This window comes from Arthrobacter sp. TJ-178, assembly GCF_058269275.1.
Genome location: NZ_JBZCNK010000007.1, coordinates 131,420 through 152,015, shown reverse-complemented (window position 1 = coordinate 152,015; position 20,596 = coordinate 131,420). Strand labels below are relative to the sequence as shown.

22 protein-coding genes are annotated in these 20,596 nt (G+C 66.1%); 14 read left to right on the top strand and 8 right to left on the bottom strand.

Features of this window, described 5'->3' with window-relative positions; translation table 11 throughout:
* The first annotated feature begins 97 nt into the window (after nt 1–97).
* Nucleotides 98–715 carry a TetR-like C-terminal domain-containing protein gene (locus AC4D2Q_RS17075; protein WP_490947615.1) on the top strand — a complete coding sequence of 206 codons (618 nt, stop codon included), beginning with the start codon at nt 98–100 and terminating at the stop codon, nt 713–715.
* Between the two features lie 55 nt (nt 716–770).
* Here AC4D2Q_RS17075 and AC4D2Q_RS17070 read toward each other — a convergent pair whose 3' ends face one another.
* On the bottom strand, nt 771–1,979 hold the full coding sequence (locus AC4D2Q_RS17070; protein ID WP_490927639.1) for an ROK family protein: 1,209 nt from the start codon (nt 1,977–1,979) through the stop codon (nt 771–773).
* Between the two features lie 98 nt (nt 1,980–2,077).
* Between AC4D2Q_RS17070 and gap the strand changes: the two genes are divergently transcribed.
* The 4 genes from gap (at nt 2,078) to AC4D2Q_RS17050 (ending at nt 5,279) form a co-directional block, all read left to right on the top strand.
* On the top strand, nt 2,078–3,085 hold the full coding sequence (gene gap / locus AC4D2Q_RS17065; RefSeq protein WP_490927640.1) for a type I glyceraldehyde-3-phosphate dehydrogenase: 1,008 nt from the start codon (nt 2,078–2,080) through the stop codon (nt 3,083–3,085).
* 183 nt (nt 3,086–3,268) lie between these two features.
* Complete coding sequence (locus AC4D2Q_RS17060; protein ID WP_490927641.1) at nt 3,269–3,865, top strand: RNA polymerase sigma factor; 597 nt, start codon at nt 3,269–3,271, stop codon at nt 3,863–3,865.
* Nucleotides 3,831–4,868, top strand: coding sequence for a CU044_5270 family protein (locus AC4D2Q_RS17055; RefSeq protein WP_490947614.1), 1,038 nt, complete (start codon nt 3,831–3,833; stop codon nt 4,866–4,868). Before AC4D2Q_RS17060 ends, AC4D2Q_RS17055 begins: the two co-directional genes overlap by 35 nt.
* Nucleotides 4,869–5,051: 183 nt before the next feature.
* Complete coding sequence (locus tag AC4D2Q_RS17050) at nt 5,052–5,279, top strand: hexameric tyrosine-coordinated heme protein (RefSeq protein WP_490927643.1); 228 nt, start codon at nt 5,052–5,054, stop codon at nt 5,277–5,279.
* 30 nt (nt 5,280–5,309) lie between these two features.
* Here the strand turns inward: AC4D2Q_RS17050 and AC4D2Q_RS17045 are convergent, their stop codons facing one another.
* Nucleotides 5,310–6,056 (bottom strand): dienelactone hydrolase family protein, encoded by a 747-nt coding sequence (locus AC4D2Q_RS17045; RefSeq protein ID WP_490947613.1) that lies wholly within the window; start codon nt 6,054–6,056, stop codon nt 5,310–5,312.
* 74 nt (nt 6,057–6,130) lie between these two features.
* Here AC4D2Q_RS17045 and AC4D2Q_RS17040 point away from each other — a divergent pair, with 74 nt between their 5' ends.
* The 4 genes from AC4D2Q_RS17040 to AC4D2Q_RS17025 all read left to right on the top strand — a co-directional run bounded on the left by AC4D2Q_RS17040 (nt 6,131) and on the right by AC4D2Q_RS17025 (nt 9,260).
* Nucleotides 6,131–6,628, top strand: a complete 498-nt coding sequence (locus AC4D2Q_RS17040; protein WP_490947612.1) for a GNAT family N-acetyltransferase — start codon at nt 6,131–6,133, stop codon at nt 6,626–6,628.
* Nucleotides 6,629–6,750: 122 nt separating this feature from the next.
* Nucleotides 6,751–7,722: a patatin-like phospholipase family protein gene (locus tag AC4D2Q_RS17035; RefSeq protein WP_490947611.1), complete on the top strand. Its 972-nt coding sequence runs from the start codon at nt 6,751–6,753 to the stop codon at nt 7,720–7,722.
* A gap of 5 nt (nt 7,723–7,727) precedes the next feature.
* Nucleotides 7,728–8,807: a PLP-dependent cysteine synthase family protein gene (locus AC4D2Q_RS17030; protein WP_490927647.1), complete on the top strand. Its 1,080-nt coding sequence runs from the start codon at nt 7,728–7,730 to the stop codon at nt 8,805–8,807.
* 33 nt (nt 8,808–8,840) lie between these two features.
* Nucleotides 8,841–9,260: a hypothetical protein gene (locus AC4D2Q_RS17025; RefSeq protein WP_490927648.1), complete on the top strand. Its 420-nt coding sequence runs from the start codon at nt 8,841–8,843 to the stop codon at nt 9,258–9,260.
* A gap of 12 nt (nt 9,261–9,272) precedes the next feature.
* Here the strand turns inward: AC4D2Q_RS17025 and AC4D2Q_RS17020 are convergent, their stop codons facing one another.
* Nucleotides 9,273–9,857 carry a dihydrofolate reductase family protein gene (locus tag AC4D2Q_RS17020; protein WP_490947610.1) on the bottom strand — a complete coding sequence of 195 codons (585 nt, stop codon included), beginning with the start codon at nt 9,855–9,857 and terminating at the stop codon, nt 9,273–9,275.
* Between the two features lie 188 nt (nt 9,858–10,045).
* Here AC4D2Q_RS17020 and AC4D2Q_RS17015 point away from each other — a divergent pair, with 188 nt between their 5' ends.
* Together AC4D2Q_RS17015 and AC4D2Q_RS17010 are read left to right on the top strand one after the other, a co-directional pair.
* A complete protein-coding gene (locus AC4D2Q_RS17015; RefSeq protein WP_490947609.1) occupies nt 10,046–13,090 on the top strand; it encodes an alpha-mannosidase in 3,045 nt (1,014 codons plus the stop codon).
* A gap of 34 nt (nt 13,091–13,124) precedes the next feature.
* Entirely contained in the window at nt 13,125–13,763 is a 639-nt protein-coding gene (locus AC4D2Q_RS17010) for a peptidyl-tRNA hydrolase (RefSeq protein WP_490947608.1), read from the top strand.
* A gap of 46 nt (nt 13,764–13,809) precedes the next feature.
* Here the strand turns inward: AC4D2Q_RS17010 and AC4D2Q_RS17005 are convergent, their stop codons facing one another.
* The 3 genes from AC4D2Q_RS17005 to AC4D2Q_RS16995 all read right to left on the bottom strand — a co-directional run bounded on the left by AC4D2Q_RS17005 (nt 13,810) and on the right by AC4D2Q_RS16995 (nt 15,942).
* The gene (locus AC4D2Q_RS17005; protein WP_490947607.1) at nt 13,810–14,271 is read right to left on the bottom strand and encodes a GatB/YqeY domain-containing protein; all 462 of its coding nucleotides are present in this window, start codon (nt 14,269–14,271) and stop codon (nt 13,810–13,812) included.
* A 90-nt stretch (nt 14,272–14,361) separates the two neighbouring features.
* Complete coding sequence (locus tag AC4D2Q_RS17000; protein ID WP_490947606.1) at nt 14,362–15,072, bottom strand: bifunctional 4-hydroxy-2-oxoglutarate aldolase/2-dehydro-3-deoxy-phosphogluconate aldolase; 711 nt, start codon at nt 15,070–15,072, stop codon at nt 14,362–14,364.
* Between the two features lie 18 nt (nt 15,073–15,090).
* Nucleotides 15,091–15,942 (bottom strand): DUF1684 domain-containing protein, encoded by an 852-nt coding sequence (locus AC4D2Q_RS16995; protein ID WP_490947605.1) that lies wholly within the window; start codon nt 15,940–15,942, stop codon nt 15,091–15,093.
* Between the two features lie 76 nt (nt 15,943–16,018).
* Here AC4D2Q_RS16995 and AC4D2Q_RS16990 point away from each other — a divergent pair, with 76 nt between their 5' ends.
* The 3 genes from AC4D2Q_RS16990 (at nt 16,019) to AC4D2Q_RS16980 (ending at nt 19,186) form a co-directional block, all read left to right on the top strand.
* A complete protein-coding gene (locus AC4D2Q_RS16990) occupies nt 16,019–16,198 on the top strand; it encodes a hypothetical protein (protein ID WP_490927655.1) in 180 nt (59 codons plus the stop codon).
* Nucleotides 16,199–16,332: 134 nt separating this feature from the next.
* Nucleotides 16,333–17,862: a succinyl-CoA:acetate CoA-transferase ScpC gene (gene scpC, locus AC4D2Q_RS16985; RefSeq protein WP_490947604.1), complete on the top strand. Its 1,530-nt coding sequence runs from the start codon at nt 16,333–16,335 to the stop codon at nt 17,860–17,862.
* A gap of 34 nt (nt 17,863–17,896) precedes the next feature.
* Nucleotides 17,897–19,186, top strand: a complete 1,290-nt coding sequence (locus tag AC4D2Q_RS16980) for an MFS transporter (RefSeq protein WP_490947603.1) — start codon at nt 17,897–17,899, stop codon at nt 19,184–19,186.
* A gap of 56 nt (nt 19,187–19,242) precedes the next feature.
* Here AC4D2Q_RS16980 and AC4D2Q_RS16975 read toward each other — a convergent pair whose 3' ends face one another.
* Both AC4D2Q_RS16975 and AC4D2Q_RS16970 read right to left on the bottom strand, forming a co-directional pair.
* A complete protein-coding gene (locus AC4D2Q_RS16975; protein WP_400933899.1) occupies nt 19,243–19,626 on the bottom strand; it encodes an RNA-binding S4 domain-containing protein in 384 nt (127 codons plus the stop codon).
* Nucleotides 19,627–19,639: 13 nt separating this feature from the next.
* Entirely contained in the window at nt 19,640–20,575 is a 936-nt protein-coding gene (locus AC4D2Q_RS16970) for an HNH endonuclease (RefSeq protein WP_490927658.1), read from the bottom strand.
* Nucleotides 20,576–20,596: the final 21 nt, after the last annotated feature.

The following is a 20,596-nucleotide window of genomic DNA, read 5'->3' as shown; positions in this document are numbered from 1 at the left end:
ATAAAATGCCTTCGGATTTAAAGGTAAAAACGCAAGCGCCACGGGTCATTAGACAGACGATGCGATGTGTCCAAAACGTCCGGTGCTACCGTCAGGCATGACCGGTGAGGGTACCGACGCGCAGCGTCACGAGAGTGCACGAGCGGCTTTGGCAGCCGCGCTCAAGGCCCGGCTGCGCACCGAGCCGCTGGATAGGGTGACGGTCACAGAACTAACGCGCGACTGCGGGCTGACGCGACAGGCGTTCTACTACCACTTCTCCGACGTGCGGGATCTCGCGGTCTGGGTGTTCGAGACCGACGTCGCCCGAAAGGTCCGCGCTTTTGCGGCTGAGGTCGGATGGGCCGATGGGCTGGTGCGGTTGATGCTGTATCTGCGCGACAACCGCTCGTCGACGCTCGGGGTGCTCAACGGGGTGGGGCAGCCCGGGCTTGAGCGGTTCCTCTTTCGGCAGATGCGGCCCATCACCGAGGCGGTGATGGAGCAGGACGGCGGCGGACCGGTGCGCCCGGAAGACCGCGTGCTGGTGGTCGACTTTTACACCTCGGCCGTGCTCGCCGTGGTGCTGCGGTGGGTCGGGGACGGCATGGCCGAACACCCCTACCGTGTGGTCGGCGATCTGGAGATCATGCTGCACGGCGCCGTGCAGGAGTCCGTCCGCCGCCTCGACGCACGTGCAGCTTCGCGGGGCGCGAATCGCCCGGGAACTAAATGAACCGTGAGCTCGTCACCGGCGCTGATCACACGGACCAGGCGTCACTCCGCCGGAATCAGCCGGGACGTCGGACCTGCGGCACCAGTTCCAGCAGATGCTCCTCCACATAGTCCAGGGCCAGGCGCAGGGCGCCGGTAGGTACCAGCAGTTTGCCCATGTTTGAGACGGCCAACCTCGGCGGCTCCGCCACGTAGCCGGCGAGTTCGCGCGTCATGGCCGGCAGCAGTGCCTCGGCCGACGCCGCCACGGCGCCGCCAATGACGATCAGCCGGGGATCAAAGAACGAAGAAACCAGGGCCAGCACCCGCGCCATCCGCTGGGCGATCCGGTCCAGGATTTCTTCTGCCACGGGATCACCGTCCGCAGCGGCCTCAAACACGTACCGGGCGGACGCACGGTTGGTCTTGGGGCCCACCAGTTCCCGGATCCGCCCGCTGTGACCGGCTTTCAGGGCCGCGCTGCCCCAGACGCGGGCGAGTTTGGCGATGCCATCCTCATTGCCCACACCCTCCACGAGTTCCAGCCCGCCCATGGCTCCGGTCCCGCCGCGGGAGCCGCGCAGCAGCCGTCCGGCGTCAATGATGCCGCTTCCCAGGCGCTCGCCGGCGAGGATGACGGCAAGGTTCTTTTCGCCGGAACCCACGCCGCGCCAGCGTTCTGCCAGGGCGGCGAGCTTGGCGTCGTTCTCCACCAGCATCGGCCATCCCCGGACTTCACGGAATTCCTTCTGGAGCCCCAGTTCAAACATGGGTGCCGTTGGCTGTCCCGGGGCGAGGGTGCCGTCACCGGACACCTGTGCCGCGATGCCCGTTCCGACGCAAAGCACCGCAGCGGACGTGATGCCGGCGTCGCTGAGGGCGGCGTCAACCGCGTTGGTGAGCACCCGGCGTCGTTCAACCGGTGCACCGCCGTGGCGGGGGAAGCGCGCTTCGAAACCGCCGACGACGGTGCCGGCCAGGTCGGCAACCAATACCCGGACGGTGGCGATGCCGACGTCGAGCCCCAGGACGTAGCCCGCGTTTTCGTTGAATTCGAAGCGCCGGGCGGGCCGTCCTTTCTGGCCTTCGGGCCGGGGAGGCACCGTCTCCCGCGCCCAGCCGCGGCTGATCAGGTCATCGCAAACGGCAATGACGGTGGCCCGCGTCAGGCCGGTGGCCTCGATCAGGTCGGTGCCCGTTGCAGAGGGGGTGGAACGCAGCACCTCGAGCACCGCACGAAGGTTGGTGCGGCGCAGAAGCTGGGGCGTGTTGGCCGAGGGGTCCATGAGGCTGCCTTTGACGTGTGGCGGTGATAACAGCATAATTGTAGGAGGTAATAAATTTAGTTTCTAAATCTAATCCTGACGAGCCTGAGGAGGCCCCCATGACGGTACGAGTCGGAATTAACGGTTTTGGTCGCATTGGCCGCAATTTCCTGCGAGCAGCACTGGAGCACGGAGAAGGCTTTGAGGTTGTTGCAGTCAACGACCTCGGCGATCCCGCCCAGCTGGCGCACCTGCTGAAGTACGATTCCGTTGCCGGACGCCTGAGCGAAAAGGTCTCCGTTGAAGAAGGCAACCTGGTAGTGGGCGGATCCACCATCAAGGTCCTGGCTGAGCGCGACCCCGCGAACCTGCCCTGGGGCGAGCTCGGCGTTGACATCGTCATCGAGTCCACCGGTTTCTTCACCAAGGCCGAGGACGCACAGAAGCACATCTCTGCCGGTGCCAAGAAGGTCCTGGTCTCCGCACCCGCCTCCGGTGATGCGTTCACCGTGGTGATGGGCGTGAACGACGGCGACTACGATCCCGCCAAGCACAACATCATCTCCAACGCTTCCTGCACCACCAACTGCCTGGGCCCGCTGGCCAAGGTCCTCAACGACGCCTTCGGCATCGAAAAGGGCCTGATGACCACGGTTCACGCCTACACGGCAGACCAGAACCTGCAGGACGGCCCCCACAAGGACCTGCGCCGCGCCCGCGCCGCAGCCCTGAACATGGTTCCCACCTCCACCGGTGCCGCCAAGGCCATCGGCCTGGTCCTGCCGGAGCTGAAGGGCAAGCTGGACGGCTTCGCCATCCGCGTTCCCGTCCCCACCGGCTCCGTCACCGATCTGACGGTCACGCTGGAAAAGGAAGCCACGGTCGAGGAAATCAACGCTGCCTACGCCAAGGCTGCACAGGACCCGCGCTGGGCCGGCATCCTCACGTACACCGAGGATCCCATTGTTTCCTCGGACATCGTGGGCGACCCGTCCTCCTGTATCTTCGACTCCGGTCTGACCCGCGTCATGGGCAACCAGGTCAAGATCGTCGGCTGGTACGACAACGAGTGGGGCTACTCCAACCGCCTGGTCGACCTGACCGGTCTGGTTGCCTCCAAGCTCTAGGGGCAAGCGCTCTCCTTCCGGAGACCAGCACAGAACAACGCACGACGGCGCCGCGCCGGACCGCTTCCACGGTCCGGGCGGCGCCGTCGTCGTTTAATGCAGTGTCCAAGAAAACTGAAAGCTGAAAGAAAAATAAAAACGGGGGAACCGTGAACCAATTTTGGTGAACGGGCATTACAGGGTGTGAAGACAGACAAAGAGATTGTGGAGCGGTCGCACAGCGGCCCCGCCATATTTGGGGAACTCTATGACCGGCATGCGCCGGACATCTACCGGTTCGCGGCCCGCCGTGCCGGTGACTTCGCCGCCGAGGACGTGATGGCGGAGACCTTTCTGATTGCCTTTGAACGCCGGGGGAGCTTTGACGGTCCGGCCGAGGCTGTACGGCCCTGGCTTTTTGGCATCGCCACCAATCTGCTTCGCCGGCATCACCGGGCCGAAGCACGAATGCTGCGCGCCCTGGCGCGGAACGGCCACCGCGCGGAAGCTGCCGACGGACTGGATCTGGTGGACGCGACGGTGGATGCTGACGGCGACCGGTTACGGATTGGAGCGGCGCTGCAGGCGCTGGCACCGATCGACCGGGAGGCCATCCTTCTCTATGCCTGGGCGGACCTGACCTATGACGGCATCGCCACTGCCATCGGAGTGCCCATTGGCACCGTCCGTTCCCGCATTAACCGCGCCCGGCGCAAGCTCCGTGCGGACCTCGGCTTTGCTCTTTTCGACGAAATGGACAGTGATCATGGACGAACTGCACTTGCTCCGCGCCACGCGTAACACGACCGGAACCGTGCCCCCGGCCGTCCTGGCCGCGGGGCGGGAGAGACTGATGCAGAAGGCCGCAGGGGAAGAGCCCGCACACGATGTGCCGGCGCCCGTTCTGCACTCCCGGAGACCCTGGCGCCGCACCGTGTTTGCCGTCTCTGCGGCAGCCGCGCTGATTGCGGCGCTGGTGGCGGTGGACGTGGTCGGGGCGGATGAACAGTCGGGAGCGACGGCTGCAGCGGCCCAGGTGCTCAATGACGCCGCCGCCACCACCATTGCCGCCTCGGATCCGGTGCTGGCGCCGGGGCAGTACCTGCTGGTTGATACCAAAGCTGTGTACACCTCTTATGCGAGCACGGAGACAGGGGAGCAGTTCGTCTGGCTGGAAAGCCAAAACGGGCAGCTGTATGTACCGGCGGATCGGGGCGGCGAGTGGATCTGGAACCGCGAGCCCGGGGAGGCCGTGGAGTTCTTTGACGACGCCTCGCGGCGGGAGGCCGAGCGGATGGGGGCAGAGAGCGACTATCAGGGTGAGCTCCTGCGAGCACCGGAGGGACAGTTCTATGGTTCGCCGCAGCGCATTCTGGGCGCCGAGCCACTGGAGGAGGCGATCGCCACGGCACCCCGAGATCCAAAGGGGCTGCTGGACCTGATCTATGGAAATACGCAAGGGGCAGGGCCGACTCCCGACGAGGAAGCCTTCATCACGATTGCCGATACCCTGCGCACAGGCGTCATCCCTGCCGATCTGCGGGCCGCTCTTTATCAGGCTGCTTCACTGATTCCGGGCCTGACCGTGGTGGAGGAGGAAGCAACCTTGGACGGGCGAACCGGGATCTCCCTGGGAATGAAGACCAGCAGATACGAGGCGAGGAAGGAAATCATCATCGACCCCGCCACCGGTCAGCTCATTGGCGAGCGGGAAATGCTGCTTGAGGACCTTGACGGCGTCCCCGCCGGGACTGCGATCGAGTGGACCGCGGTCACCACGTCCGTCGTGGATTCGGCACCGTAATTTGCAGGACAACGCGGGCTCAGGGGCCTTGTGGGAATCGAAAGGCCCCTGAGCCCGTGATCCTGCTTTACCCGGCCCTTGTCAACGGCAGATACCGCCGCACACAATGGGGCAGTCAGCGCCGCTCACCAGCAGCAACAGCGGGTCCGCGGGCACCGCGCCCACCCTGAGAGGACGGACACCATGGAGCTCGTTCCCAATAACACCCTGATTTGCGCAAGCCCGGAGGACGGCCGCCGGCTGGCCCTCAGTTTGGCCCTGCAGACCTCCTTCGCGATCCAGCCTGACGACCGCGTGCAGGAAATTATCCGCGACGCGTACGCGAACAACCCTGAGGGCCTGATTGCCGCCGGCCATGTGGTTGCCACCGAGTTCGCGACGATCGCTGCCGCCAACAACTACTGGCGCTGACCTGCTCCCTCCGGAGGGGGCTGGGCGGAACTAGGCCAGCGTCCTGCCCAGGAACTCCAGCGTGAGCTGCCAGGCGTCGTCGGCGGCGCCTTTATCGTAGGCAAACCGGTTGGTGTCGTTGAAGAACGCGTGGCCGGTGCCGGGATAGACCTCTGCCGTGAAATCGATGCCCGCGTCGGTCATGGCAGCTCCCAAATCGGGGAGCTTATCCACCAAGTCGGTGTCCTGGTCACCGTAAAAGGCCAGAACCGGGCAAGTGATGGTTGAAAGCTCGGGAACGGAGAAGTCGGCCCGGCCGTAGAAGGAGACGCAGGCCTTGAGCCGCGGTTCCTGGACGGCGAGGGAGAGGGCAAAGGTTCCTCCCATGCAGAAGCCGACGACGCCGATCCGCCCGTTCACGCCCTCGGCGGACTCCAGATACTCAAAGCAGGACTGCACCCGCGCCGAAGCCTGGGCTGAGAAGTCCGGGGAGCGGAACGGTGACATCAGTTCCCGCAGCTTCGGCTGCGCGGCGTGGCGCTGCTCGGGATCCGGGTTGAAGAGCTGCTCGCCGAGTTCCGTGGCGACGTCATCGGTGATGCCGTGTTCGCCCAGCAAATCCGGGGCGACAGCCAGGTAGCCCTGCGCGGCAAACCGATCCGCCACGCTGCGGATCTGGTTGACCAGCCCCCACGCCTCGTGAATGACAATGACGCCGCCCCGCGGAGTTCCCTCCGGCCGGGCAACATAGGAATGAACCGCAGCGGAATCCGTACCCATAACAATCAATTCGTCCATGCCGACACCCTGCCACACAACGCACCGCCAAGCCACGAAGACCGTCGGCAGGGCAGGTTTGGTAGCCTGCCCCGATGTACACCGTTCGTCAGGGGAACCCCGCAGATGTGCCGCAGCTGGCCAGGCTCCGCGCGCTCTGGAGCGCCGAGCAGGAACCGGGCCCAGTCCCGGAGCTCACAGCAACCGGCGGCATGGCCGGGGACGGAGCCGGAGACGGTTTGCCGGATGGTTTTGAAGAAGACTTCCGGCACTGGGCGGAAGGCAATCCGCGGGAATTCTTCGTGGCTGAGGAGGGCGGGGAGCTGATCGGCATGGTGAATCTGCTGATCTTTGAGCGAATGCCCAAGCCGGGTAAAGGGTCCTCCTGCTGGGTGTATCTGGGCAATGCGTATGTGCTGCCTCGACACCGCAGCGCCGGTGCCGGCACCGCCCTGATGCAGGCGGCGATGGCCTTTGCCCGGGACCACGGAGCCGTCCGGATGGTGCTGGCTCCCTCGCCGGAATCCGAGGATTTCTATGCCCGGCTCGGTTTCGGACCGGCCTCCGAACTGGCCGTGCACCGGTTCACCTAGAACCTCAGGCGCAAAAAACAGCGCCGGAGCAGTGCCAGCCGCAAAGCAACCTTGACCCTGCCCGGCCCCGAGGCAAGCGTTAACCGCATCTTGGCACTACACCGCACCCCTCAGGAGCCGCCATGCTGCGCATACTCTCGATTGACGGCGGCGGTGTCCGCGGCATCATCCCGGTCATCTGGCTGACCCACCTGGAGAAGCGGTCCGGGAAGCGCACCGCAGACCTTTTTGACCTCATTGTGGGAACCTCCGTGGGTGGAATGATCGCCCTGGCCCTGACCTGCCCGCGCGACGGCGGCGCTCCCTACAGTGCCGCCGACCTGCGGCACCTGGACCTGCGCAGCGTGAAGAAGATATTCCCCCGCCACGGTGCGAAACAGCCGGCGCAGGCACCGGCGCCGGGAGCGGCCGCCTATTCCGCCGCACCGCTGCAGGAGTTCCTGCACCAGGTCATGGGAGACACGAAACTGTCCGAGGCATACCGTCCCGTGGGCGTTGTGACGTGCGATTTGGTCCACACCCGGGCGCTGCACTTCACCGGCGGCGGGCTGGACCAGTCACAGCTCGGTGATGCGGATATGGCGCTTGCAGCCCGGGCGACTTCATCCCTGCCGAAGTACTTTCCCGCCGTGGACTACACCGATCCGGGCGGCGCAGCCCGGGAACTGGTGGACGGCGGGCTGGCCGCCGATGATCCGGCGCTGGTGGCTTACACGCTGGGCCGCTCACTTCCGGCGGCCGACGACGGCGTGCTGCTGGTCTCACTGGGCACCGGCACCAGCGAGACATCGTCCGGGCTGCTGCTGAGCTCGGAACAGACCCGCAACAGAGCCGATACCCGGGGTCCCGAGCCTGACTTGTCCATGGTGCTCGAGGGGCCGGGGCAGCTGATGCGCGAGAGCCTGCGTCAATTCCTGGGCAGGGACTATGTCCGGATCCAGACCCGTCTGCTGCCCGGCACGCACCACGACTCCGACGACGCGAGCCCGAAAAACATCCTGGGGCTGCTGGCCACAGCCGAGAAAATGGTCCTGGAGTCATCCGCTGAGCTGGACCGGTTGTCCGCTGCGCTGCAGGAGCCGCCTGTAGGCTGAATCGGGTGACTATTACCCAGGCGGAAAACCGACGCTGGTCCGAGGACGCCATCCGGCGCATCGAGGCCGACAACAACCGCTCCGCCGACACCCACCTGTTTGAAGTTCCCGTCCCGGCGGGCTGGTCCGTGAAGGTGTACCTCAAGGACGAGTCCACCCACCGCACCGGCAGCCTCAAACACCGGCTCGCGCGGTCGCTGTTCCTCTTTGGCCTGGTCAACGGCTGGATTACCCGCGGGATGACCATCGTGGAGGCCTCCAGCGGTTCCACCGCCGTCTCCGAAGCCTATTTTGCCCAGCTGCTGGATCTGCCGTTCGTGGCCGTCATGCCCCGCACCACCAGCGCCGAGAAGATCGCGCTGATCGAGCAGTACAACGGCACCTGCCACTTTGTGGATGATCCTTCCCAGGTGTACGCGGCTGCGGAGGAGATAGCGCGCACCGCCGGCGGGCATTACATGGACCAGTTCACCTACGCGGAGCGGGCCACCGACTGGCGCGGCAACAACAATATTGCCGAATCAATGTTCGGACAGCTGAAGCTGGAAGACTTCCCCGTGCCGGAGTGGATTGTGGTGGGAGCCGGAACCGGCGGAACCAGCGCGACGATCGGCCGCTACATCCGGTACCACCGCCATGGAACCCGGCTGGCAGTGGTGGACCCGGAAAACTCCGCGTTTTTCCCGGCCTGGCAGAGTCCCGGGACATCCGCCGTCGGCGGTCCCTCCCGTATTGAGGGCATTGGCAGGCCGCGGCTGGAACCCAGCTTTGTTCCCGCCGTCATCGACCACATGATCCAGGTGCCCGACGGCGCCTCCGTTGCCGCTGCCCGGCACCTGTATGCCTCCGCCGGTCTTCATGCCGGACCCTCCACCGGAACCAACCTGTGGGGAGTGTGGCAGCTGGGGGCGCAGATGGAAGCCGAGGGCCGGGCCGGCAGCATTGTTTCCCTCATGTGTGATTCCGGGGACCGGTACGCGGCCTCCTACGGCGACGACGCCTGGCTGGCCTCCCGGGGACTGGATCCGGCCCCGGCGGCCGCGCAGCTGAAGGAGCTGTTCGAGACCGGGCGCTGGCCCAAATAGGTTCTGCTGGCATCGGACTGGGAATATGGAACTATGCGATCACTCAGCCACCAGGAAGCCACCCGCCTTGCAGAACAGACAGCGGCAGTAGCTGAGGCCCACATCCCCTACGGATCAGGGCTGGGCGCCCCGGCGTCGTTCACCCTGGCGTGGCTGATGGCGGGTGCAGGCATTGAGGGCGTCCGCGTGGCCAGCGGAAGCTCGGGCATGGGGGACCATTTCTGGATTGAAACGGACCAGTGGCGCATCGATCCGACCCTGCGCCAGTTCCCGCATCTGGTGCACCGGTCACTGGTGGAGCCGGTCACCGAGCCCGGCAGCTTTGAAGCGCTGAAGTACCACACGGTTCCCCAGTCCCGGGAAGACGCAGTCCGCGAAGTGTCCTACGGTTTCCGGAACGCTGCCGAAACCGAAACGTTCGTCAACGAAATCACCGCCGCCGTCAGCCTGTAGAACGGTCGGGCTCTAACCGCCGCCCGCGCGTCCGGCGGTGACGGGCAGGATACCGTAGCGCAGGAACACCACGCCGTTGTTGAACCGGCGCTCGTCGAGCAGTTCGAGGTTGAGCCGCAGTCCGTCGGGCAGGAACGGTTTCCCGCCGCCGGCGACGACGGGCGAGAGCAACTGCTGTATCTCGTCCACCAGCCCTGCCCGCAGCGCCTGGGCAGCCAGAAGCGGGCCGCCGATGGACAGGTTCCGGCCGGATTCTTCCTTCAGCCGGCGGACGGCGCCGAGATCGAAGTCCCGCTCCAGCCGGGTGTTGGACGTGTCCGCGTTTGCCAGTGACCGGGAAAAGACAATCTTCTCCGCACCCTTCCAGATCTCGGCGTAATCCCGGACAGCCGGCGGCTCGGAGGCGGTGTCCATGGTTTCCCAGGCCGCCATCACCTCATACAGTCCCCGGCCGTAGAGCTGGGTGCCGGTGTTGCGCTCCAGGTCGTTGACGAAGGCGTGGACTTCCTCATCCGGCATGCTCCAGTCGAAGTTCCCGTCCGCATCCGCCACATAACCGTCCAGCGAAGTAATGCACGTATAAATCAACCGCCCCATGCCGTCCTCCTCTTCTCTGAAGGGACCCCGCTGGATGTTGCTGAAGGGATGTTGCTGAAGGGATCCGGCCGATGCCTTCCGCCGGGTCGTGCCGCCACGTTAGCATCCGGTATCTGCCAATGCGGGCTCCTCCCGTAAAGAGGACGGCGCCTTCGCCAGGAGCAGGCTTATGAGAGGGTAGGTTCCCCGTGCACGACAGCCGCGAACTGGCGGAAGCCCGCATCAACAGGTTCCTCCGTGAACGCCTGCCCGGCAGCCTCTGGAGAAACCGGACGCCGGCGGAAGTCACTGTTTGGGAGGCACCGGGGGAACCGGTGCCGTTCACCCAGGCGGTCACCCGGGAATTCCTGCCCTTCAGCGCTGGACAGCCGTGGGGCGCCCCGTGGGGAACCACGTGGTTCCACGTGTCGGGGCTGGTTCCTGAAATCAATGAGGGCAGCGGGTACCGGCCGGAGCTGCTCATCGATCTCGGCTTTGACGGGCAGGGTCCGGGATTTCAGGCGGAAGCTCTGGTCTACACGCCGTCCGGCGGCATTGTGAAAGCGGTGGAACCGCGGAACCTGCACGTTCCGCTCCGGCAGGGTCCGGGCGAGCCCTTTGAGTTTTACGTGGAAGCTGCTTCCAACCCCAATGTCATTGCCGGCTTCAGCTATGCGCCCACCCCGCTGGGCGACCCGGCGACGGCAGGCACTGATCCGCTCTACGTTTTCCGGACGGCCGACGCCGCCCTGCTGGATGTCGAGGCGTGGAATCTGGCCCAGGATTTCATCACCCTCAACGGCCTGATGCATGAACTGCCGATGGACCTGCCCCGCCGCTATGACATCCTGCGGGCCATGGAGCGGGCGGTCAGCACCGTGGACCCCGCGGATGTTTCGGGTACGGCAGCGGCGGCCCGGGCGGAGCTGGCCGGAGTGCTGTCATCTCCGGCCTACGCCAGCGCGCACCGGGTCCACGCAGTGGGGCATGCCCACATTGACAGTGCCTGGCTGTGGCCGGTGCGGGAAACGGTGCGCAAGGTGGCACGCACTTTTGCCAACGTGCTGGAGCTGATGGAGCAGGACCCTGATTTCGTTTTTACTGCCTCCTCGGCGCAGCAGTACGCCTGGCTGAAGCAGTATTACCCGGAGCTGTTCGCCCGGGTGGCGGAACAGGTGGCGGCCGGACGGTTTGTTCCGGCGGGCGGCATGTGGGTGGAAGCGGACACGAACCTGCCCGGAGGAGAGGCGTTGGCCCGCCAGTTCCTGGCCGGCAAACGGTTCTTCCTGGAGAACTTCGGGGTGGAATCGGAGGTGGTGTGGCTGCCGGATTCATTTGGATACTCGGCGGCCCTGCCGCAGATTGCCCGGGCGGCCGGTGCGCGCTGGTTCCTGACGCAGAAGATTTCCTGGAATGAAACCAACGTCATGCCGCACAGTACCTTCCGGTGGGAGGGCATCGACGGTTCATCCCTGTTTACCCACTTCCCGCCGGTGGATACGTACAACTCCGAATTGTCCGGACGGGAGCTGGCCCACGCCCAGCGCCAGTACAAGGAGAAGGGGTTCGGAAACACCTCGCTGGTGCCGTTCGGCTGGGGCGACGGCGGTGGCGGGCCCACGCGGGAAATGCTGGCGGCTGCCCGCCGCACCGCCTCGCTGGAAGGGTCCCCTGCGGTCCGGCTCTCCGGCCCGGAGCGGTTCTTTGCAGCGGCGGAGGCCGAGCTCGCGGAGCCGGCCATCTGGTCCGGAGAGCTGTACCTGGAGTTCCACCGGGGCACCTACACCAGCCAGGCCAACACCAAACAGGGAAACCGCCGGAGCGAACACCTGCTGCGCGAAGCGGAACTGTGGGCTGTGGCGGCGCACCTGCGCACGGGCGCTGAATACCCCTACGAGGCCCTGGAACAGGCGTGGCAGACGGTTCTGCTGCAGCAGTTCCATGACATCCTGCCGGGCACGTCCATCGCCTGGGTCTACCAGGAGGCTGAGCACAACTACGCGCTCGTGGCCGCCGGGCTGCGCGTTCTGATCGAAAACTCCGCGCGGGCGCTGCTGGGCGACGGCGGCCAGAAGGCGGCGCTGAATGCCGGGCCGTATCCCGTGGCGGGAGTGCCGGCCGGCGGAGCGGGACCGGCGCCCGAACCCGGTCCGTGGACCTGGCAGCGCTGGATGGACGGATGGGTCATCAGCAGCAGCCGGCTGCGGCTGGCCGTAGACAGCGAGGGGCTGTTCCGTTCACTGTCGGACCTGCCCGGCGGCCGGGAAGTCTTCCTGCCGGGGCGTCCGGGCAACCTGTTCCAGCTGTTCCGCGACACCCCCAACCAGTGGGATGCCTGGGACCTCGATGCCTCCTACAAGTTCAGCACCCTGGATCTGATGCAGCCGGACGCCATGGAGATGGTGAACGGCAGCGGCAACCGCATCCTGAGAATCACGCGCTCCTTCGGCAACTCCACCCTCGTGCAGCGGATCTCCCTGAGCCCGGACGGAGCCGCGGTGGACCTGGAGGTTGAGGTCGACTGGCACGAGCAGCAGAAACTGCTCAAACTCGCCTTCCCGCTGGACGTTCACGCCGCCCAGGCGGCATCGGAAATCCAGTTTGGCCACCTGTACCGGCCCACCCACGCCAACACTTCCTGGGACGCGGCACGGTTTGAGGCAGTGGCACACCGGTGGATCCATGTGGGGGAGCCGGGCTACGGGGTGGCCGTGGCCAACGATTCCACCTACGGCCATGACACCTTCCGCGAACTGGTGGAGGGCCGGAGCTGCACCACTGTCCGGCTGTCCCTGCTGCGCGGCCCGGTGTTTCCCGATCCCACGGCTGATCAAGGTCCGCACAGCTTCCGGTTTTCGCTGCGTCCGGCGGCCGGAATTCCGGAGGCGGTTGCCGAAGGCTACCGGCTGAACCTTCCCCTGCGCCGGATCAGCGGCGTTGCCGGCACGGCCGTAACTCCGGTGGTGACGGTGGACAACCCGGCCGTGGTGGTGGAAGCGGTGAAACTGGCCGAAGACCGCAGCGGCGATGTCATTGTGCGGCTTTATGAAGCGCACGGAAGCCGTGCCGGCGCAACGGTGCGGACGGGGTTCAGCTACGACGACGTCGTAGCCGCTGACCTGCTGGAACGGGCCGTACCGTCCGGATTGCCGCTGGTAATTGGCGGGGGAGCGGAAGGGGAAACGGTGGAACTGCTGCTCCGTCCGTTCCAGATCGCCACGCTGCGATTCCGGCGCGGGGCACGCGGGCGGTAAAAAACAGACTGCCGGGTCGTGAAAAACTAGAAGCATGCAACCCAGCGACACTGTCCAGCCGATCGTCCTGCTCGTGGATAAGGAAGATCCCGCAGCCCACCTGGATGCGGTGGCTGCGGCCGCCGTCGCCAGCGTGAGCGCCTATGCCCGCAGGACCGAGGACACCGCCTGGGAGAACTGGGTGTTCGGCCGGTTCACCAAGACCGTTCGGCGGGCGGGACCGAAGGTGTTCGAAAAGATGGCGGCGTCAGCGCCGTCGGGAACCGTCGTCGTCGGCCGCGCGAAGGCTGTTGCCTTTGAACCGGTGACCTACGAGGAGATGCCCAAGAAACTGCGCGGACTGCAGGTTTCCGGCACGCATCTGCCCGATGAGGCTCCGGTTCCCGGGGCGCCCGGGGCGCCGGTGATCGTGGTGAACGAGGATCTGGAGATGTCCACGGGCAAAGCCGGCGCCCAAGCAGCCCATGCCCTGCTGGCCTGGTACCTGACACTGTCCGGTGAGGAACGGACCGCTTGGTACGACGGCGGACGCCCGGCCAGCGTCCGGCTCGCCGCGGGAACCGAGTTCACCGCGCTCGCAAAGGATCCGGGCGCCGGACCGCTGATTGTTGATGCGGGGATGACGGAGATTGCCCCGAATACGGCTACCGCCTTCGTTGCGGCCGCCGGCTAGATCCGGCGGCCGCCCGCTCCGGCGGTAAGGCGGAGCATTGCTGAAATCAGGAGAGGCGGCTGCGGACGATCTCGCTGACAGCCTTGCCGTCGAAACGTCCGGCAACCTTGGCCGTAACCGGCTTCATGAGCGCACCCATCTGGCGCATGGACAGTTCGGTGCCGTTGGCCGTCAGCTCAGCCACAGCCTCATCCACAATGGCTTCGACGTCAGCCGCGGTGAGGGGCGCCGGCAGGTAGGCTTCGATGATTTCGGCTTCCGCGGTTTCAGCGTCAGCGCGCTCAGTTTCGCCGGCCTCACGGTAAATTCCCGCGGTGTCCCGACGCTTGGCGGCTTCCTTCTGCAACAGGGAAATCACCTGCACGTCGTCGAGTTCCACGGGGGTTTTGCCGGACTTCTCCCGGGTCTCGATTTCACCGAGCACGTTGCGCACCGTCATCAGGGCGGTGCGGTTGCCGGCCTTCATATGGGTCTTCATATCGGCCTGGAGCTGTTCTTTGAGTGTCATGGGATCTCATTTCCGGTGGAGAACGTGGGGGATGCTTCTTCCATGATCTCAGCTGCGCGCTCTTAGCTCTGCGGTCTCACCTGGGCGGTCTCAGCTCCGTGGCCGCAGCGGCGCTTCCGCCGCGGCGGCGCAGACCAAACGGGTCCGAACACCCAGGGCACGGAGGTTCCCGCCGGGGAGCAGGGCATCGCCGAGAAGGGAACGGCCCAGTCCCACGGCGGCCGCACCTGCTGCCAGCCAGTCGGCCGCCTGTTTCCACTCGATGCCGCCGGCAGCGATCAGAGGGACCGCGGGAAGCGTCCGCCGGATGGCGGAGAGATAGCCCGATCCCTGGAACCCGGCGGGAAAGAGCTGCACCGCGGTTGCGCCGGTCCGCCACGCGAGGTGGACCTCACTCGGTGTGAGGGCACCGGCATAGCTGGCAATTCCGCAGCTGCGGGCGGAACGGACCACGTCGGGTGCCACCTGGGCAGAAGCGACAAAGCGGGCACCGGCACCGGCTGCCCGGACCACGTCGTCGGGAGTCAGAACCCCGCCGATGCCCAGCTCCACGCCCTCGGGAAGCCGCGGCCGGAGGTGTTCCAGGGCCCGGCTGGTTCCGGCTGCAGCGTTGGTCAGCATCAGGCAGCCCACACCGTTGGCCACCAGCGTGTCCGCCGCAGCCGCGACCCGGGTGAAATCCGGGCCGGATCCGGCATCCGGGAAAGCGCCCGTCTCAAGCACTGCCATGATCCGGCTCTGTTGGAGGGCGCCGCCCATCGGGGCCCGGTTTGGCAGGGGGCTGACGGGTTCGGTGCTCACGGTGAAACCTCCGGGACGCTACTCGTGCGGCGCCGGCTGCATGTTTGGCTGCATCTCCGGCTGCCTTTCTCCGGCCTCCACAGGGGAACCGATAATGTTGCCGCCCACCGGCATGGGGCAGGTTCCAAAAGGCGTGAACGCGCTGGGGTAATTGACGGCGCGGTTGAAGTCCACCGTCACTTCGGATGTCCCGGGTGCGGGCGCTTCGAAGACGACCTTCCGCCATCCGGCCGTGGTGTGGTTATTGGTTGCGTCGTGAAAGGTGAGGGCCAGACGGCTGTCCCCTTCGCCGCTGACCTGCAGCCGGCAGTCCTGTTCCGAACCGGGCAGGCGGAACACCACTTCGCCCACCGTGAGATGCACGCCGTCGACGGCGGGATGAGCGGTGCGGATCGGAACCTCCACCGGCTCGGGATACGCCGCAAACCGGCCCCGGATTACCAGATCCGGCCGGAAATCAAACGTCGGGACGCCCGAGAAAGCGGTAAATACGGGAGATGCTGCGTCCCGGGTTCGCAGCGCATAGCGCCCTCCCCGACGGGCCAGCTCCACCAAAATCTGCCGGCCGCCGGGGCCGCCGGTGTACACCCAGGACAGCGATTCCTCGTCCTCGAGGGACGCGGTCACTGTTCCGTCAACGGGGAGGCCGGTTGATGCCAGGGTCAGGCCGTCCGCCGCGGCGGCGGACAGCACTGCGGCGGCGCCGTCGGCGGACCACAGCCCGGGAAGGCCTTCCGCCGGTGCGGGCCGGTCCGTCAGCCACTGCAGGGACGTCAGGGTCAGCCAGCCGTGCTCCTGCAACAGCTCGGCGTTTCTGGTGCTGCGAAAGTGGTGCCACTGCTCCAAAGCTTCGGGCGTGGGGGTGTCCATGGTTCCTCCGGTTCAGCGGACGATTGTTTAACCCGCCGCTTGAGGAAGTGTAGCGGGGAGCTTTGTAGGATGAGGCATGGAAAACATGGAAAACAGCAACACATCCGGTCCTTCACTTGAGCAGTTGCGGCGCCGCCAGACAGAACTGGTGGCTGCCCTCGCCGTCGAAAACAACAGTGCCGCGCTGGGCGCCCTGAGCACGGAATTGGAGTCCGTCCTGAAACAAATCCAGCAGACCTCCGGCCGGTCGGTGTAGCGCACTCCTGCCGCCTCCTTCCTCGCGCGAAACTCGTCCCGCAGCAGGCCCCGGCTGTGTCCTGAAAGACACCCGAATATGACGCACGCCTCACAGCGGATAGTGTTGGTTGGTCCCATCTAGGAAAGGCCACCATGCACGACCGCATTCACCACGAAGGACTTTTTGGGCGCAGGATGTCTGCTGAACAGGCCGCCGCGCTCATCAAACCAGGCATGACCGTGGCGATGAGCGGTTTCACCGGAGCAGGCTATCCCAAGGCAGTGCCGCAGGCGCTCGCCCTCCAAATGGAGGAAGCCCATGCCCGCGGCGAGGACTTCCAGATCAAGGTGCTGACCGGCGCCTCCACCGCCCCCGAGCTCGACGGGGTGCTCGCAAAGGCCGGCGGCATGGAACTGCGTCTGCCGTACCAGTCCGATCCCACCCTGCGGAAGCGGATCAACAACGGCGAACTCGAGTACATCGACATCCACCTCGGGCACGTGGCCCAGTACACCTGGTTTGGGTTCTACGGCCATATTGACCTTGCCGTGATCGAGGTGGTGGGCATCAACGAGGACGGCTCGCTGATACCGTCGTCGTCAGTTGGCAACAACAAGACCTGGATCGAGCAGGCGGACAGGATCATCTTGGAGGTCAACCTCCAGCAGCCCGAAGCCATGGACGGAATGCACGACGTCTATTACGGGACCGCCCTGCCGCCGCACCGCAAACCCATCATGCTGGTGAACCCCGATGACCGGATCGGTGAACCCTATTTGCGGCTGGACCCCGAGAAGGTCATCGCCGTTGTCGAAACCGACGCTCCGGACCGCATGACGCCGTTCGCGGCCCCCGATGAAACCTCGCAGCAGATAGCCGGACACCTGATCGACTTCTTCGGCGACGAAATCCGGGCCGGCCGTCTGACGGACAAGCTGCTGCCGCTGCAGTCCGGCGTGGGCAACATTGCCAACGCGGTCCTGGGCGGGCTGGCCACCTCGGGATACACCGGCCTGACTGCCTACACCGAAGTGATCCAGGACGGCATGCTGCACCTGATCCGGGACGGGGTTATCCGGGTGGCGTCCGCAACATCCTTCTCACTCAGCCCGGCAGGAATTGAGGAGTTCAACTCCAATATCGACTTCTACCGCAAGCGGATCATCCTGCGCACCCAGGAAATCTCCAACCATCCCGAACTCATCCGCCGCCTGGGCTGCATCGCCATGAACGGCATGATCGAGGCGGACATCTACGGCAATGTGAACTCCACGCACGTTGCCGGAACCGCCATGATGAACGGGATCGGCGGATCCGGCGACTTTGCCCGCAACGGTTTCCTGTCCGCCTTCCTGTCGCCGAGCACGGCTAAGGGAGGCAAGATTTCCGGAATCGTTCCGATGGTCAGCCACGTGGACCACACCGAGCATGACACCATGCTGGTTGTGACCGAGCGGGGCCTCGCCGACCTTCGCGGCCTCTCTCCCAAGCAGCGCGCCCGCACGATTATTGAAAAGTGCGCGCACCCGGACTTCCAGCCGCTGCTGCAGGACTACTTTGACCGCGCCTGCCGGGAGAGCTTCGGCAAGCACACCCCGCATCTGCTGGACGAGGCCCTGTCCTGGCATCAGCGATTCGTGGAGACCGGTGACAGCCGTATTCCGGAGCAGGTTCCGGCCTAACGTAATTTTCCCCGGCGCATGCTAGAACTCTTCAGTGAGTGAAATTCAAAGCCCGGGAGTCGGAAAACCAAAAGGCCGGCGCAAGGGACGTGTTGCGCTGCCCCTCTGGGCCGCTGCTGCCGCCGTCGTCCTGATTGCCGTCAACCTTCGTCCCGGAGCGACGTCGGTGGGCCCGGTCCTGGCCGAGCTGGAAGCAGCTCTGGGCATGGGATCCACTCAGGCCGGGGTCCTGACCGCTCTGCCCGGGCTCACGTTCGCGGTCATTGGAGCGCTCGCCGTGTCCCTCTCCCGCAGGGCAGGGCTCAGCCGCACCATCACTATGGGGCTGGCCGCAGTGGCGGCGGGGCTGCTGCTGCGGTCCGTGGTGGAGTCCTCCGCGGTGTTCCTGGCCCTGACAGTACTGGCATTTTCCGGCATGGCGGTGGGCAACATCCTCGTCCCGGCCTTCATTAAACGGCACGGGGGTGCTCGGACTGCCCTGCTGAACTCCGTGTACGGCACTACGCTGGCGGTGGGTGCAACCCTTCCGCTGCTGATCGCCGGACCGCTGTCCGCGGGCGGCGCGGACGGCTGGCAGCTCAGCATCAGGGTGTGGGGCGCCGCCGCGCTGATTGCCGTTGTCCCGTGGACCCTGATTTCGCTTCGGGACCGGCGTGCGGGAGCGGACGAACGCGCCGAGGCCGGAAGAACGACGGCGGGTGGCGCCAGGCGCGTGCGCATCACGTCGTCGCGCACTGCCGTGGCTCTGTGCGTGTACTTTGGTGTCCAGTCCATGAATGCGTACGTGCAGTTTGGCTGGGCCGCGCAAATCTACCGCGACGCGGGGCTGAGCCAGTCCTCCGCGGGCCTAATGACAGCCATTATCGCGTCACTCGGAATTCCGGGCGGATTGATCATGCCCTCGCTGGTGGCACGGGCGCCGGGTCTGAAGTTCTATGTTGCCGCGCTGGCCGTCTGCACCGGTGCCGGCTACGTGGGCCTGCTGCTGGCACCCGCCGAGGTGCCCTGGCTCTGGGCCCTCCTGCTGGGCGTGGGAGGTTTCGCTTTCCCGACGGCGCTGGCCCTGATCATCGCGCGTTCCCGAAGCCCTCTGGTCACGGCCGAGTTGTCCGGATTCTGCCAGCCCGCGGGATACCTGCTGGCGGCGCTGGGGCCCTTCGCCATCGGCGCGCTGCATGAATCCACGGGAAGCTGGACGGTGCCGCTGATCATCCTGATCGCTTCCTCCGCGGCCATGGCCGCCGCCGGGATCCTTGCGGCCGCCCCGCGGTTTGTGGACGATCAGCTGCGCCCTGCCGGCGCGGGAGTCCTGCCGCAGGCCTAACCCACAGGCCTGACCCGCATACCTTGACCCGCCGGTTACCGCCGGTCCGGTCCGGGTCAGCGGTCCCCGCGCAGCCGGTCGATCTCGCGGCGGTCTTTCTTGGTGGGGCGTCCCGCGCCCCGGTCCCGCATCGGTATCCCGAGGGCGGGCCCAACGGGGCGCGGCGGCGTGTGGTCGGTAAAGCAATGGGACGCAGCCTCTGCGCCCACCCGCTTGGCGATCAGCTGGCGGACTTCCAAGATGCGTTCGTAGCCCGGCTGGCGCACCCGGATGGTGTCCCCGGGCTGGACCGGCTGGGCAGCCTTGGCAGGGTTGCCGTTGAGCCGCACATGGCCGGCCCGGCAGGCGGCGGTGGCAGCAGACCTGGTCTTGTAGGCCCGAACGGCCCAGAGCCAGGCATCCACGCGGACTGATTTTGAGGTACTGGCTGGAATGCTCATGGGGTTACCGATTCTACTGCGTGTCCGCACCGCTGGAGGGCGCATTCCGGAGGCGGTCGGCGTCGTCCTGGGCGTCCAGCTGTTCGGGTGTGGGCACCGTGCCGGGCAGGGAATTCCGGACGGGCAGCGGGCCGGCGGCCGAGGCCAGCATCTGCCGAAGCTCCGCCGGAGTGTAGGGATCGGGGGCGCCGCGGTGGGCCATGGCATGGCAGTTGGGGCACAGCGGCACCAGGTCGGCCACCGGGTCCAGGGTGTAGTCCGGTCCGATGGCGGCGGGCGGGACAATGTGATGCACCTGCACAAAGTTCGCCCCGTTCGGCCCGTAAACCTGCTGCATCGACAACCCGCACGCTGCGCAGGAGGTGCCGTGGAACGCGACGCACCGCTGAACGGCGTCGGGATCATGTTCATAGCGGTTCACGGCCACCTGCCTGAGCGTGTCCTGGGACATGCTTCCCGGAACCGGGATGGTGGGATCCACTGCGCCCTGCCAGCCTTCCGGGACCGGCCTCGACCGCAGATATGAGGCCCACGCCGCACGAACCTGTCCCTGCACCTGCTCCGGAACCACGGTTCCCGTACTGCGCACCGCGCTCCAGTTCAGATCCGGAACGCTCGCCGTCAGCACCTCGGCCGGCAGGGCGTCACCGGGCGGCAGAAGCAGATCAAAGACGATGCCTGCCAGCAGCCCCAGCCGGGCCGGCAGGGCTGCCCCGGGCTGCGGACCCGAAGCCACGACGCCGTGTCCGAGCAGTCCGCGGCCGTGCCGGCCCTGAGCAAACAGCCACACATCGGTTCCGCGGTCCAGATGCTGACCGCGCCCCACGCGCCACCGGGTGCCGAAGAGCCCCGTGCTGTCCACCGTCGCGGCAGCCATCGCGTAATCCGTACGGCCGGGGCCGGCACCAAATGCTGTGGCCGGATTCCAGCCGAGCACTACGGCGGCCATTAGTTCTCCTCTGCTTGTTCT

Coding starts and splice junctions, on each gene's coding strand:
- AC4D2Q_RS17075 (WP_490947615.1), top strand. CDS start 98: ATGACCGGTGAGGGTACCGACGCGCAGCGTCACGAGAGTGCACGAGCG.
- AC4D2Q_RS17070 (WP_490927639.1), bottom strand. CDS start 1,979: ATGGACCCCTCGGCCAACACGCCCCAGCTTCTGCGCCGCACCAACCTT.
- gap (WP_490927640.1), top strand. CDS start 2,078: ATGACGGTACGAGTCGGAATTAACGGTTTTGGTCGCATTGGCCGCAAT.
- AC4D2Q_RS17055 (WP_490947614.1), top strand. CDS start 3,831: ATGGACGAACTGCACTTGCTCCGCGCCACGCGTAACACGACCGGAACC.
- AC4D2Q_RS17050 (WP_490927643.1), top strand. CDS start 5,052: ATGGAGCTCGTTCCCAATAACACCCTGATTTGCGCAAGCCCGGAGGAC.
- AC4D2Q_RS17045 (WP_490947613.1), bottom strand. CDS start 6,056: ATGGACGAATTGATTGTTATGGGTACGGATTCCGCTGCGGTTCATTCC.
- AC4D2Q_RS17040 (WP_490947612.1), top strand. CDS start 6,131: ATGTACACCGTTCGTCAGGGGAACCCCGCAGATGTGCCGCAGCTGGCC.
- AC4D2Q_RS17035 (WP_490947611.1), top strand. CDS start 6,751: ATGCTGCGCATACTCTCGATTGACGGCGGCGGTGTCCGCGGCATCATC.
- AC4D2Q_RS17025 (WP_490927648.1), top strand. CDS start 8,841: ATGCGATCACTCAGCCACCAGGAAGCCACCCGCCTTGCAGAACAGACA.
- AC4D2Q_RS17020 (WP_490947610.1), bottom strand. CDS start 9,857: ATGGGGCGGTTGATTTATACGTGCATTACTTCGCTGGACGGTTATGTG.
- AC4D2Q_RS17010 (WP_490947608.1), top strand. CDS start 13,125: ATGCAACCCAGCGACACTGTCCAGCCGATCGTCCTGCTCGTGGATAAG.
- AC4D2Q_RS17005 (WP_490947607.1), bottom strand. CDS start 14,271: ATGACACTCAAAGAACAGCTCCAGGCCGATATGAAGACCCATATGAAG.
- AC4D2Q_RS16995 (WP_490947605.1), bottom strand. CDS start 15,942: ATGGACACCCCCACGCCCGAAGCTTTGGAGCAGTGGCACCACTTTCGC.
- AC4D2Q_RS16990 (WP_490927655.1), top strand. CDS start 16,019: ATGGAAAACATGGAAAACAGCAACACATCCGGTCCTTCACTTGAGCAG.
- scpC (WP_490947604.1), top strand. CDS start 16,333: ATGCACGACCGCATTCACCACGAAGGACTTTTTGGGCGCAGGATGTCT.
- AC4D2Q_RS16975 (WP_400933899.1), bottom strand. CDS start 19,626: ATGAGCATTCCAGCCAGTACCTCAAAATCAGTCCGCGTGGATGCCTGG.
- AC4D2Q_RS16970 (WP_490927658.1), bottom strand. CDS start 20,575: ATGGCCGCCGTAGTGCTCGGCTGGAATCCGGCCACAGCATTTGGTGCC.